The sequence below is a fragment of the Dokdonella sp. genome (assembly GCF_017744955.1).
Lineage (GTDB): Bacteria > Pseudomonadota > Gammaproteobacteria > Xanthomonadales > Rhodanobacteraceae > Dokdonella_A.
In genome coordinates this window covers 136,793-149,869 of the sequence record NZ_JAGIAG010000001.1, presented here as the reverse complement: position 1 = coordinate 149,869, position 13,077 = coordinate 136,793, and the positions used below count along the sequence as shown (strand labels likewise).

At 69.6% G+C, this 13,077-nt stretch carries 11 protein-coding genes; 4 read left to right on the top strand and 7 right to left on the bottom strand.

Going from position 1 to position 13,077, the window contains the following annotated elements:
• The first annotated feature begins 116 nt into the window (after positions 1-116).
• The 4 genes from J7520_RS00660 to J7520_RS00645 are packed head-to-tail and all read left to right on the top strand — an operon-like array spanning position 117 to position 4,859.
• Entirely contained in the window at positions 117-1,526 is a 1,410-nt protein-coding gene (locus J7520_RS00660; RefSeq protein WP_291182749.1) for a methyltransferase domain-containing protein, read from the top strand.
• Positions 1,523-2,605, top strand: a complete 1,083-nt coding sequence (locus J7520_RS00655) for a glycosyltransferase family 4 protein (RefSeq protein ID WP_291182747.1) — start codon at positions 1,523-1,525, stop codon at positions 2,603-2,605. Before J7520_RS00660 ends, J7520_RS00655 begins: the two co-directional genes overlap by 4 nt.
• Positions 2,602-3,687: a glycosyltransferase family 4 protein gene (locus J7520_RS00650; RefSeq protein ID WP_291182745.1), complete on the top strand. Its 1,086-nt coding sequence runs from the start codon at positions 2,602-2,604 to the stop codon at positions 3,685-3,687. The genes J7520_RS00655 and J7520_RS00650 overlap by 4 nt, the downstream gene beginning before the upstream one ends.
• On the top strand, positions 3,684-4,859 hold the full coding sequence (locus J7520_RS00645) for a glycosyltransferase family 4 protein (RefSeq protein WP_291182743.1): 1,176 nt from the start codon (positions 3,684-3,686) through the stop codon (positions 4,857-4,859). Before J7520_RS00650 ends, J7520_RS00645 begins: the two co-directional genes overlap by 4 nt.
• A 251-nt stretch (positions 4,860-5,110) precedes the next feature.
• Here the strand turns inward: J7520_RS00645 and J7520_RS00640 are convergent, their stop codons facing one another.
• The 7 genes from J7520_RS00640 to glnA form a co-directional block, all read right to left on the bottom strand.
• Positions 5,111-6,499: an ATP-binding protein gene (locus tag J7520_RS00640; RefSeq protein ID WP_291182742.1), complete on the bottom strand. Its 1,389-nt coding sequence runs from the start codon at positions 6,497-6,499 to the stop codon at positions 5,111-5,113.
• A gap of 5 nt (positions 6,500-6,504) precedes the next feature.
• A complete protein-coding gene (locus J7520_RS00635) occupies positions 6,505-7,218 on the bottom strand; it encodes a response regulator transcription factor (protein WP_291182740.1) in 714 nt (237 codons plus the stop codon).
• A gap of 96 nt (positions 7,219-7,314) precedes the next feature.
• A complete protein-coding gene (locus tag J7520_RS00630) occupies positions 7,315-7,566 on the bottom strand; it encodes a PepSY domain-containing protein (RefSeq protein ID WP_291182738.1) in 252 nt (83 codons plus the stop codon).
• A gap of 180 nt (positions 7,567-7,746) precedes the next feature.
• Positions 7,747-9,351, bottom strand: a complete 1,605-nt coding sequence (locus J7520_RS00625) for a tetratricopeptide repeat-containing sulfotransferase family protein (protein ID WP_291182736.1) — start codon at positions 9,349-9,351, stop codon at positions 7,747-7,749.
• Positions 9,352-9,422: 71 nt separating this feature from the next.
• Positions 9,423-10,829 (bottom strand): ammonium transporter, encoded by a 1,407-nt coding sequence (gene amt, locus J7520_RS00620; RefSeq protein ID WP_291182734.1) that lies wholly within the window; start codon positions 10,827-10,829, stop codon positions 9,423-9,425.
• An 18-nt stretch (positions 10,830-10,847) separates the two neighbouring features.
• The gene (locus tag J7520_RS00615) at positions 10,848-11,186 is read right to left on the bottom strand and encodes a P-II family nitrogen regulator (RefSeq protein ID WP_291182732.1); all 339 of its coding nucleotides are present in this window, start codon (positions 11,184-11,186) and stop codon (positions 10,848-10,850) included.
• Between the two features lie 177 nt (positions 11,187-11,363).
• Entirely contained in the window at positions 11,364-12,773 is a 1,410-nt protein-coding gene (gene glnA, locus J7520_RS00610; RefSeq protein ID WP_291182730.1) for a type I glutamate--ammonia ligase, read from the bottom strand.
• Between the last annotated feature and the right edge of the window lie 304 nt (positions 12,774-13,077).

The window sequence follows — 13,077 nt, the reverse complement described above, 5'->3', positions numbered from 1 at the left end:
CGTCCGACGCCGCCGCTGGCAACCGGCCGCGCGCGCGGCGCCGGCCCGCGGCCTTCGACTCGCGTCGCGCGGGCCGCCATAATGCGCGACCGCCCACGTAGAGGATCGGACGAAGCGTGAATCCGGACCGGCAGGACGACTATCTCGAACGCGTCAAAGCCGAGATCCGCCTCGAAGCGGAAGCCGCGCGCGAGCGCGCGCCGTTGCCGCGCCGCGATCCGCCGCCGCGTGCGGCGAAGGCCGCGGTCGCCGACGGCATCGAGCGCGAGCGGCTCGACTACGCCATCGGCGAGCTGACCGGACCGCACTACATCGCCTTCGTCGATCACGTCTTCCGCGCGATCCTGAAACGCCCGCCGGACGATGCCGGTGCCACGCTGCAGCTGCGCCTGCTCGCCGCCGGCGCGCCGAAGGCCGAGGTGATCGGCAACCTGCGCTGGTCGCCGGAAGGCCGCCGCGTCGGCACGCGCGTGCGCGGCCTGCTGCCGCGCTACGCGCTGGCGAAGCTGGCGCGCGTGCCGGTGCTCGGCTACGCGCTGCAATGGAGCCTCGCCTTCGCCGGCCTGCCGCTGCTGCTGCGGCACCAGCGCGCGGCCGACACCTCGACCGCCGCCGGCTTCACCGCGGTCGCCGACGCGCAGCGCGACAACGTCCGCCGTTTCGACGAAGCGCAGGCGGCGCATCAGGCGCTCAGCGCCGAACACGATCGCCGCAGCGACGAGCTGCGCGGCGAGATCCGCCGCCTGCAACTGCGCGTCGACGATCTCGAACAGCGCGCGGCGCGACTCGAAGACCGCGCGCATGCGCTCGAGTTGCGTTCCGACTCGCTCGAGGGGCGCGCCGGCGCGGTCGCGCACGAACTGGTCGACCTGCGTCACTACGTGCATGCGGCGAACCACTGGGTCGCCTCATTGCAACGCAGCCTGGCCGAACTCGAAGACGTCGCCGCGAACGAGCGCGAACGCGCCGACGCGTTCGCCGCGGCGCTGCCGGAAAATCCGTCCTCCGCCGCGGTGCGGCGCGATCGTCACGCCGAGTGGAGCGCCGCGCTGGCGCAGCACCTGCCGCCATCGGCGCGCGTCCTCGACCTCGGCAGCGGCGATGGCGCCTGGCTCGCCGCACTGGCCGCGCGCGGCCTCGATGCCAGTGGCGTCGAGGCGAATGCGCACCTGCTCGAGCGCGCGCCGCAGGCGCGCATCGCGCAAGGCGATCCGGCCGCAACGCTCGTGCGTTGCGCCGATGCGGACCTCGACGCGATCAGCCTCGGCGTCGACGCGTTCGTCGGTGCCGAATCGGCGCGGATCGACGCGTTGCATCATGCGCGGCGCGCGTTGAAGCCGGACGGCTGGCTGGCCCTGCGCTGCGAACGCGAGCCCTACCGCCTCGGCGAAGGCGGCGATCTCGACGCGGCGCGCTGGAGCGCCTGGCTGGTGGCGGCCGGTTTCCGGGCGCCGGAAATCCTGCGCGACGGCGACGCCGCGCTGGTGCTCGCGCGTCGCACGGCGGACGAGTCCGCGCGCGCATGAGGATCGCGATGCTGGTGCCGGGGCTGGCTCCGCACGACGCGGTCAGCAACGACACGCTCGGCATGACGCGCGCGCTGCGCGCGCAGGGCCACGAAGTCGTCGTGTTCGCGCCGCATGCGCGCGGCGTCGACGAGCCGATCCGCGCGCCGGCCGAGATCGAGTCCTGGCTGCAGTCGCCCGCGGACGCGATCGTCTACCACTACTGCGTCGGCTGGGATTTCGCCCTCGCCCTGTTCGGCCGCACGCGCGCGCGGCGCGTGCTGCGCTACCACAACATCACGCCGCCGGAGTTCTTCGCCGAGTGGTCCGACGGCTACGTCGCCGCTTGCGCCGAAGGCCGCGGCCAGCTCGACGCCTACGCGGCGCTGAACTGCGAGCTGTATCTCGGCTGCTCGCCGTACAACCTCGACGACTTCCTCGCGCGCGGCGTCGATCCGCGCCGCTGCGCGCTGCTGCCGCCGTTCCACGAAGTCGAGCAGTTGCGCAGTCTCGCGCCGTCGGCGGGACGCCTGCCGCGCGGCGAGCCGCTGCTGCTGATGGTCGGCCGGCTGGCGCCGAACAAGGCGCACGTCGACCTGATCGACGCGCTGGCCGCGTTGCGCGCGATGGGCGCCGATGCCGCGCACCTCCTGTCCGCCGGCAAGCTCGATCCGAACCTGTCGCGCTACGGCGAGGCCTTGGAACAGCACCTCCACCGGCGCGACGTCGAAGACGCCGTGACGCTGATGCAGGACGCGAACGGCGCCGAGCTGCGCGCCGCCTACGAACGCGCCGACGCTTTGGTGATGCTGAGCCGGCACGAGGGCTTCTGCGTGCCGCTGATCGAGGCGATGGCGCTCGGCACGCCGGTGATCGCGCGCGCGTCGAGCGCGATCCCGTGGACGCTCGGCGAAGCCGGTCTGCTGTTCGACGAAGCCGACCCGCACACGATCGCCGCCGCGGTACTGCGCGTGCAGCGCGACGCGGCGCTGCGCGAGCATCTGCGCGCAGCCGGCCGCGCGCGCTACGCGTCGACCTTCGCCCCGGCCGTGCTCGAACGCGACCTCGCCACCGCGCTGACGCAGGTCGCCGCGCGATGAAGGCCGCGCTGCTGCTCCCGGTGCTCGCCGGCAAGGACGCGGTCGGCAACGACACGCTGGCGATGGCGGCGCTGCTGCGCGAGCGCGGCATCGACACGCGCGTGTTCTGCGACGTCGCCCACGGCGTCGCCGAGACCACCTACGCGCCGGACACGCTGCCCGACTTCGCCGGCGGCCCGGACGACCTGGTCATCTACCATTTCTCGACCGGCTGGCCGCGCGCGCTGGACCTGCTCGGCAAGGTGCGCGGCTATCGCGTCGTGCGCTACCACAACATCACGCCCCCGGAATTCTTCGCCGGCAGCTCGAAGATCTACGAGTCGGCCTGCGCGAAGGGACGCGAGGAGATTCCGGCGGTGGCCGGCCTCGGCTGCGAACGCTATCTGGCCGCCTCGCACTACAACCTCGACGAGCTGATCGCCAACGGCACGCCGGCCGCGCGCGGCGCCGTACTGGCGCCGTTCCACCGCGTGCAGGCGCTGCTCGACGCCGAAGCCGACCTCGCCCTGCTCGACGAATTGAACGACGGTGCGCGCAACCTGCTGATGGTCGGCCGCGTCGCGCCGAACAAGAACCACGTCGCGCTGATCGACGCGTTCGCCGCCTACGTCGACGCCTACGGCGATCCGGCGCGGCTGCTGATCGTCGGCAGGTCCGATCCGGGACTGGACGCCTACAACCAGGCGATCCGCGCGCGCATCGAGGCGCATCGCCTCGGCGACCGCGTGTGGTGGCTCGACGCGCTGAGCGAGGCGCAGCTCAAATCCGCCTATCTCGCCAGCCACGCGTTCCTGACGATGAGCCGCCACGAGGGCTTCTGCGTGCCGCTGATCGAGGCGATGGCGCTCGGCGTGCCGGTGCTGGCGCACGCCTCGAGCGCGATCCCGGAGACGGTCGCCGGCGGCGGCGTCGTCTGGGCCGAGGAGGATCCGTGGCTGTACGCGGCGAGCCTGGCGCGGCTCGGCGGCGACGCGGCTTTCCGCAACGACCTGCGCGACGCCGCGCGCCTGCGCTACGAACGCGAGTTCGCGCCGGCGGTGCTGCGCGAGCGCTTCTTCCGCGCACTGGAGCCGCTGTCGTGAAGCGCATCGCGATCGTCGTGCCGCGCTGCCACGAGTCGCTGACCGGCGGCGCCGAAGCGCACGCCTGGCAATACGCGACCTTGCTCGCGGGCGACTACGCGGTCGACGTGTTGACCACCACCGCGAGCGACTACGTGAGCTGGGCGAACGATCTGCGCGAAGGCGTCGAACGGCGCGACGGCGTCGCGATCCGGCGCTTCCGCGTCGCGCGCGAGCGCGGCCTGTATTTCCACGATCTGCATCGGCGCCTGCTCGCGCACGTCGAGGCGAACGGCGGACGCGTGGACTGGCCGGAAGCGCTGCAGGAGGAATTCGTGCGTGCGCAGGGGCCGGTCTGTCCGGGCCTGATCGAGCACCTCGACCGCCACGGTGACGACTACGCTGCGGTGATCTTCCTGACCTATCTGTACCCGACCACCTACGACGGCACGCGCGCGCTCAGGCACCGACGCTGGGGCCTGGTGCCGACGCTGCACGACGAGCCGCCGGCGTACTTCGGCGTCTACGCGCAGATGGCGCGCCGCGTGCCGCGCATCCTGTGGAACACCGCGGCAGAACGCCGCCTCGGCCGCCGCCTGTGGGGCATCGACGCCGGCAACCTGGTCGCCATGACGGTCGCCACCGACGCGGTCGCGCCGGCGCGCGAATCGACGCCGTACCTGCTCTACTGCGGGCGCATCGACACGCACAAGGGCTGCGCGATGCTGATCGAGGCGTTCGAGAACTACCAGCGGGCGCAGCCGTCGAACCTGCGCCTGCTGCTGACCGGTGCCGACAAGCTCGGCGTGCGCGAGTCCGAGCACGTGCGCTATCTCGGCTTCGTCAGCGAGGAGCGCAAGCTGGCGCTGATGGCCGGCGCGCTCGTCTTCGTGCATCCCTCGCCGTACGAGAGCCTCAGCATCGTCGCGCTGGAGGCGATGGCGCAGGGCACGCCGATCGTCGTCAACGGCGAGTGCGAGATCCTCGCCGACCACGTCGCGGCGAGCGGCAGCGGCTTCGTGTTCCGCGGCGAGGCCGAGCTGCACGCGGCGATCGACGCCGTGCGCGCCCTCGACACGGCCGCGCGCGAAGACCAGGCACGCGCCGCGCGCGCCTACGTGACCGGCAACTACAGCCGCGAGCAGGTGCGTGCGCGGCTGATCGCGGAAATCGAGGCGCTGGCGGCGAATTGATCGTTCGCGGGGAAGCGAAAGCAGTTGGACGCGGATCGACGCGGATAAGAGCCGATAGAGCATTTTTTTCGTAGGCGCCGATCCGCAGCCAGCCGCCTTGCTTCTCCCGCACGCCATGATTCTCCTGCGGCGCGCTGAAGATGAGGCAAAGCAAAGGACGTTGGCGCGGATCGACGTGGATGGACGCAGATCAAAAGCGCTCTATCGGCTCTTATCCGCGTCGATCCGCGTCAAAATTCTTCGCGCCTTCCTCAACGCGCCGCGACGCGCATCGTGAAGCGCGCGCCGCCGAGGTTCGGCGAGCGGTCGACCACCAGTTCGCCGTGATAGGCCTTGAGGATGTCCTGCACGATCGCCAGGCCGATGCCGTGGCCCTGCACGCGTTCGTCGCCGCGCACGCCGCGCTGCAGGAGGTATTCGACCTTCTCGTCGGGAATGCCGGGGCCGTCGTCCTCGACCTGCACGATCAGGCCGGCGCGCTTGCCGCTCGTCGCCGGCTGCGCCTGCGCGGTCAGCAGCACGCGGCGCTTGGCCCACTTGAACGCGTTCTCGAGCAGGTTGCCGAGCAGTTCGAGCAGGTCGCCCTGGTCGCCGTGGAAGCGCGCGGCCGGATCGACGTCGAATTCGCACAACACCGACTTCGACGCGTACACCTTCTCCAGGCTGCGCACGACTTCCTCCGCGTACGGCTCCAGCGGCAGCGGCGCGGCGAAGGTCTGGTGCCCCGAGGTGGCCGCGCGCGAGAGCTGGTAGGCGACGATCTCGTCCATGCGGCCGACCTGCTCGAGCACGGTCCAGCGCAGATCCTTGCCGTCGGCGCCGGTCTCCAACTGGCTGCGCATCACCGCCAAGGGCGTCTTCAGGCTGTGCGCGAGATCCGACAGCGTGTTGCGATAGCGCTTGACGCGATCGCGCTCGGCCTCGATGAAGTTGTTGATGTTCGCGGTGAGACCGGACAGCTCGACCGGATAGTGGCGGTTGAGCTGCTCCTGCGCGCCGTGCTCGACGCGGCGCAGGTCGGCGGCGACGCGGCGCAGCGGCGACAGACTCCAGCGCAGCACCGCCAGCAGCAGCAATAGCAGCAGCACGCCGAGCGAACCGAGCCAGATCGCCAGGGTGCGCCGATAGACCTCGACCTGCCGGCGCAGCGCGCGACTGTCCTCGGCGACGTAGAAGGTCACGTGCAGTTCGTTCTTCGCGTCGGCGTTCCAGATCACGCCCTGCGACAGCACGAACAGCTCGCCTTCGGGCGTCTGCACCGGGCCGCGGAAACGGATGTCGCCGGGCGCGAGCTGGTCGGAGAACGGCAGGTCGCGCCCGGCCGCCGATGCCGAGCGCCATTCCTTCTCCTTCACGCCGACCACCTTGCCGCCGACGATGCCGGCGTAGAGGCCGGTCGCGGTGGGCTGATCGAAGCGCGAGTCGGGGCCGACGTCGGGCGGGATCAATGCGCCGGCGCGATTCGGGTCGGAACTGGCCAGGTAGGTGTAAAGATAACCTTGCAGGCGTTCGCGCAGGCCGCTTTCGGCGGCCTGGTAGAACGCGCTGTCGAGCGCGAAGAAGGCGAGCGCGAGAAAGGCGGCCAGCACTAGGCCGGCCGCCGCCAGCGAGCGCGCCTGCAGCGACAGCGGACGCGCCATGCGTCTCAGGCTTTGTCGGCTTGGATTTCTTCGGCCGGCGTATCGCTGCGTTCGAGCGCGAAGCGATAGCCGCGGCCGCGCACCGTTTCGATCGGCTTGATTGCGTTGTCCGGATCGAGCTTGCGGCGCAGGCGGCCGATGAACACCTCGAGCACGTTCGAATCGCGGTCGAAGTCCTGCTGGTAGATGTGCTCGGTCAGGTCCGCCTTGGAGACCAGCTCGCCGGCGTGCAGCATCAGGTATTCGAGCACCTTGTACTCGTAGCTGGTCAGGTCGACCGTGCTGCCGTTGACGGCGACCGTCTGCGCGGTGGTGTCGAGCACGACCGGACCGCATTCGAGCGTCGGCCGCGACCAGCCGCTGGCGCGGCGCACCAGCGCGTTGAGTCGCGCCAGCAGTTCTTCGACGTGGAACGGCTTGACCAGATAGTCGTCGGCGCCGTTCTTCAGGCCCTGCACCTTGTCCTGCCAGCTCGAGCGCGCGGTCAGGATCAGGATCGGATAGCGCTGGCCGGCCTCTCGCAGCTGCTTGACCAGGTCCATGCCGGACAGCTTGGGCAGGCCGAGGTCGATGATCGCGACGTCGAACGGCACCTCGCGGCCGAGATAGAGGCCTTCCTCGCCGTCGCCGGCCGCGTCGACCGCGAAGCCGTCGCGTTTCAGTCTCGCCGCCAGGGTCTCGCGCAGCGGCGCTTCGTCTTCCACCAGCAGTACGCGCATGGGGTTCTCCTTTGCGCTCGTCCTTGATCGCGGGATTCGAGAGCCGCCTTCCTTGGCGCGCTTCTCATGGGATTTGGTTTTCGAGCGGGCGGAACGTCACTGCTCCGCGGGTACCTGCACGACGCGAACCTGGCCGTCGCGCGTCAGCATCTTGATCCGATAGACCTTGCGCTTGCCGACGTTCAAGGTCTGCACCGACAACACCTTGCCCTCGACCTGCCGCTGCGCCTGCTCCACCGCTTCCTGCACGCTGATCTCGCGCGCATCGGCGGGCGCGGGCGCGAACGCCACGCAGAACATCAGCAGCAAGGACGCAACAAGGCGGGTTCCGCGTCGGATCAGCATCATCTCCGAATCTTAGCCGGCACGCCGGCACGCGCAAAAGCGCAACGACGCGGCAGTCTCGGCAGCGGCCATTGAATTGCGGCTGAACTCCGGGGGAAACCGCCGCGCTCGGCGCGGCGTCTCGAAAAATCTCGCCGCCCGTCGTTCCGCGGTCGCGGGAAGAAGAAGGTTCTCGGAGGAGGCCTAGTCGTCGGCCAATGCCGTGCGCAACGTCGCCATGCGCTCGCCGTACTTCGCCGCACGCGCGGTGTCGCGCTGCAGCGGCTGGCGCACCTGGGCGGCGCTGGCGGTGCGGATGTCGCGGCTGGCGGCGTGGAAGTCGAGGCAGCCGGGCTCGAACGGCAGGCCGCAGAACTCCAGCAGCGCGCGGATCTCGCGCTCGGGCGCGTCGAGCAGGGCGGCATAGTCCTGCGCGCGCAGGTGCTGCGGCCAGCGCTTGCGCCAGTGGCGAGAGAGGCGGTCGTAGTCGCGCCAGCAGGCGCCGAGTTCGGCGAGGTCGTAGCTGTAGTTCGCGCGTCCCGGCGCGAACAGCTGCTTGTAGCAGGACCAGCAGGTTTCGAGCGCATCGCGGCGACAGTCGACGATCTTCGCCGCCGGCAGCATCGCGCGGATCGCACCGACCAGCATCCAGTTGTTGGGCAGCTTGTCGGTCGAGCGCGGACGCCGCGCGCGCCAGCGCGCGGTACGCGCGAGGTAGTCGCGGCCGAGGCGCTCCCAGTCCGCCGCCGTCGCCGCGCCGACCCATTGCGGGAACGCGAGGCCGCGGCGTTGCGATTCCTGCGCCAGCACGGCCGGCAGGTCAGGCAGCTCGCTGGCGCCCTCGACCTGCGAGTGCGCGGCGAGGATCTGCTCGATCAGCGTCGTGCTCGAGCGCGGCATGCCGAGCACGAACACGACTTCGGCGCCGAGATCCGCCGGCGCCTGTGCGACGTCGCCGTCGAAGGCGACGCGGATCGCGTCGATCTCGCGGCTGAATGCGGCCGCGTCCCAGCGCAGGCCGCGTCGCACGATCGCGTTCGCGCGCGCGAACACGGCGAACGCGTCGTCGTAGCGCGCCGCGTCTTCGTAGACCTTGCCGAGCGCGAAACCGAGCGGACCGCGCGCGTCGTCGCCGAGCTTCGGATCGGCGGCGAGGCGTTCGAGCGCGACGACTTCCTTCGCGTCGAGCCGCACGGTCTTCAGGTCGACCAGGCTGAACCAGGCCTGGTACGCGCGCGGACCGCCCTGCGCGATCAGGCGGCGGTACTCGGCCGCGGTCTCCTCGATGCGTCCGAGCGCCTGCAGATTGCGCGCGGTGAGCAATCGCGCCAGCGGATGCGCCGGTGCCAGTTGCAACGCGCGGCGGCCGCAGGCCAGGGCTTCCTCGTGCCGGCCGAGGCGGTCGAGCTGCACGCCGACGCGGAACTGCAGATCGGCGTCGGCGTGCGCGACTTCGACAGCGCGATGCAGCGCGGCGAGCGCGGCATCGGTTCCGCCGCGGTCGATTTCGAGTTCGCCGAGCTGGAGCAGGATCGCCGCGTCGTCGGGACGCGCCTCGAGCGCGCGGCGATAGATCGACTCGGCCTCCGTGCGACGGCCGCGGCGTTGCTCGAGCAGGCCGTGCAGACGCAGCGTTTCCGCATGCGCCGGCGCCAGCGCGAGCGCGCCGGTCAGCGCGTGCTCGGCGCCGTCGAGATCGTTGCGGTCCAGGCGCTGCGCGGCGTCCTGCAGCAACGCCGCCGTGCGCGGCGCCAGTCCGCGCAGGCGTGCATTCGGCGCGCTGGGCTTGGAGCGGTGAGGAGACGTCATCGCGCGAAGGAGCCTGACGAAATCGAGCGCGCGAGCTTAGCAAAGCGCCACCGGGGCGGTGGCGCGCGCGACTAGTGGTCGTAGGCCGACTCGCCGTGCGAGGTGATGTCCAGGCCCTCGCGCTCCTGTTCCTCGTCGACGCGCAGGCCGACGAGGCGGTCGGCGATCGTGTAGGCGAGGAAGGCGACCGCCGCGCTCCAGACGATCGTGAAGCCGACGGCCTCGGCCTGGATCAGCACCTGCGCGCCGATGCCTGGATAGCCCGTCGTGCCGGCGGCCCAGTCGACGATCCGGCCCGGCCCGCCGAGCGCCGGCGCGTTGAACACGCCGGTCAGCAGCGCGCCGGCGATGCCGCCGAGCGCGTGCACGCCGAACACGTCGAGCGCGTCGTCGGCGCGGACGATGCGCTTCAACCCGGTCACGCCCCACAGGCAGATCACGCCGGCGAGAAGGCCGATCGCGAACGCGCCGGGAATGCCGACGTTGCCGGCAGCCGGCGTGATCGCGACCAGGCCGGCGACCGCGCCCGAGGCGGCGCCGAGCATCGACGGCTTGCCCTTCAGCAGCCACTCGGCGAAGGTCCACGACAGCACCGCGCAGGCGGTGGCGAGATAGGTGTTGAGAAAGGCCAGCGCGGCCGAGGCGTTCGCTTCGAGCGCGGAGCCGGCGTTGAAGCCGAACCACCCGAACCACAGCAGCGAGGCGCCGATCATCGTCAGGGTCAGGCTGTGCGGGCGCAGCGCTTCGCGGCCGTAGCCGAGGCGCTTGCCGACCAGGAAGGCGCCGACCAGGCCGGCGACGCCGGCGTTGACGTGCACGACCGTGCCGCCGGCGAAGTCGAGCGCGCCCCAGCGCCAGAGCAGGCCGGCGCTCGCGTCCAGCGCCTCGGCGCTGCCGGCTTGCGCGTACGCGTCCGGCCCCGGCCAGAACCAGACCATGTGCGCGATCGGCAGATAGCTGAAGGTGAACCAGACCAGCACGAACACCAGCACGGCGGCGAAACGGATGCGCTCGACCAGCGAACCGAGGATCAGGCAGCAGGTGATTGCGGCGAAGGTCGCCTGGAACGCGACGAAGACCAGCTCGTACATCGGCGTGCCCTTGGAGAACGTCGCCGTCAGCGCGAACGTGCCGGCGGCCGGATCGGCGACGCCGCGCAGGAGCAGGCGCGAGAAGCCGCCGAGGAACGCGTTGCCTTCGGTGAAGGCGAGGCTGTAGCCGTACACGCACCACAGCACGCTGACCAGCGAGAACACGACGAACACCTGCATCAGCACCGACAGCAGGTTCTTGCTGCGCACCAGGCCGCCGTAGAACAGCGCCAGCGCCGGTACGCTCATCAGCAGCACCAGCGCGGTCGAGATCAGCATCCAGGCGGTATCGCCCTTGTCGGGCACCGGCGCGCCTTGCGCGAAGGCGAGCGCGGGAAGCAGGTGGCTGGCGGCGAAGAGGATGCAGAGGAGTATCCGGTTTCGCATCGCCGTTCCTCCCTTCGCCTAGAGCGCGTCGTCGCCGATTTCGCCGGTGCGGATGCGCACGGCGTGGCCGATCGGGCTGACGAAGATCTTGCCGTCGCCGACCTTGTCGGTGCGCGCCGAGTCGGCGATCGCCTCGACCACGGCATCGGCCTGCTCGTCCGGCACGACGGTTTCGATCTTGATCTTCGGCACGAAGTCGACGACGTACTCGGCGCCGCGATACAGCTCGGTGTGGCCTTTTTGGCGGCCGTAGCCCTTGACCTCGGTCACCGTGACGCCGGTGACGCCGGCCTGCGACAGCGCGTCGCGCACGTCGTCGAGCTTGAACGGCCGGATGATGGCGGTGATCAGTTTCATGCGACTACCCCGCTGCAGTGCCTGCCTGGCGTTCGGAGGGGAAAGCGTTTTCTCGCAGAGACGCGGAGGACGCAGAGAAAGAGAAAAGCAACCCTCTGTCGCCTTTCTCCGCGTTCTCTGCGCCTCTGCGAGAGTTCTCCCTTCTCGGCATCGGCGAAGCCGACGACGAGAAAGCGATCAGATCGCGTAGTACATCTGGTATTCGAGCGGATGGGTGGCCGCGCGGAAGCGGGTCACCTCCTGCATCTTCACGTCGATGTAGGCGTCGATGAAGTCGTCGCTGAACACGCCGCCGGCCTTCAGGAACGCGCGATCCTTGTCCAGCGCGTCGAGCGCCTGGTCGAGCGAATGGCAGACGGTCGGGATGTTCTTCTCTTCTTCCGGCGGCAGGTCGTACAGATCCTTGTCGGCCGGCGCGCCCGGGTCGATCTTGTTCAGGATGCCGTCGAGGCCGGCCATCATCAGCGCGGTGAAGGTCAGATAGCCGGTGTTGATCGGATCGGGGAAGCGCACCTCGATGCGGCGCGCCTTCGGGCTGTGCACGAACGGAATGCGGCAGCTGGCCGAGCGGTTGCGCGCGGAGTAGGCGAGCATCACCGGCGCCTCGAAGCCCGGCACCAGGCGCTTGTAGCTGTTGGTGCCGGAGTTGGCGAACGCGTTGATCGCGCGCGCATGCTTGAAGATGCCGCCGATGTAGTACAGCGCGGTCTGCGACAGGCCGCCGTAGAGGTCGCCGGCGAACAGGTTCTGGCCGTTCTTGGTCAGCGACTGGTGCACGTGCATGCCCGAGCCGTTGTCGCCGACGATCGGCTTGGGCATGAAGGTCACGGTCTTGCCGTAGCGGTGCGCGACGTTCTTGATCACGTACTTCATCGTGATCAGCTCGTCGGCCTTCTTCACCAGCGTGTTGAAGCGGGTGCCGATCTCGCACTGGCCGGCGTTGGCCACTTCGTGGTGATGCACCTCGACGACCTGGCCGACCTGCTCGAGCACCTTGCACATCTCGCTGCGCAGGTCCTGGAAGGTGTCGACCGGCGCGACCGGGAAATAGCCGCCCTTGACGCCGCCGCGATGGCCCGAGTTGACGCCGTCGAAGGACTTGCCGGTGGACCAGGCGGCTTCCTCGGAATCGATCTGGTAGGACACGTGGCCCATCTCGTTGCGATAGCGCACCGAGTCGAAGATGAAGAATTCCGGCTCCGGACCGAAGAACGCGGTGTCGGCGATGCCGGTCGACTTCAGGTACGCTTCGCCGCGCTTGGCGATCGAGCGCGGATCGCGCGCGTAGGCCTGCATCGTGCTCGGTTCGAGCACGTCGCACTGCAACAGCAGGGTCTTGTCGGCCGTGAACGGATCGATGATCGCGGAATCGGCATCGGGCAGCAGGACCATGTCGGACTCGTTGATGCCCTTCCAGCCGGTGATCGAGGAGCCGTCGAACATCTTGCCGTCCTCGAACAGCGACTCGTCGACCGAATGCGCCGGGTAGCTGACGTGGTGCTGCTTGCCGAGCATGTCGGCGAAGCGCAGGTCGACGAACTCGACGTCGTTTTCCTTGATCAGTTTCAGGACGTTCTGGGCGGACATGAGAGCCTCGGTGGAGTGGAGTGCCGTGGAATTAGCAACGCTTGTGCCAAGCGGTGATTTCTGGATTCATCAATAAATTCAGTGACATGAAACACTGGCCCACCAAGGGAATGCACCACAAGGAAGCAAATCCAGGGGCATTTGCACAATGCTGGTGCGTATCCTGACAGGTCCTGCGTCTTGTCCCTTACGTCCAAACCTTGCAACTCGAATCGACCACGTTCCCGCGAAAGCGGGAAACCCTTTTCCGGTGCGCCGAACGGCGCGATGGATGCGCGCTTGACCGGCCCTTCGGCGGTTGAAG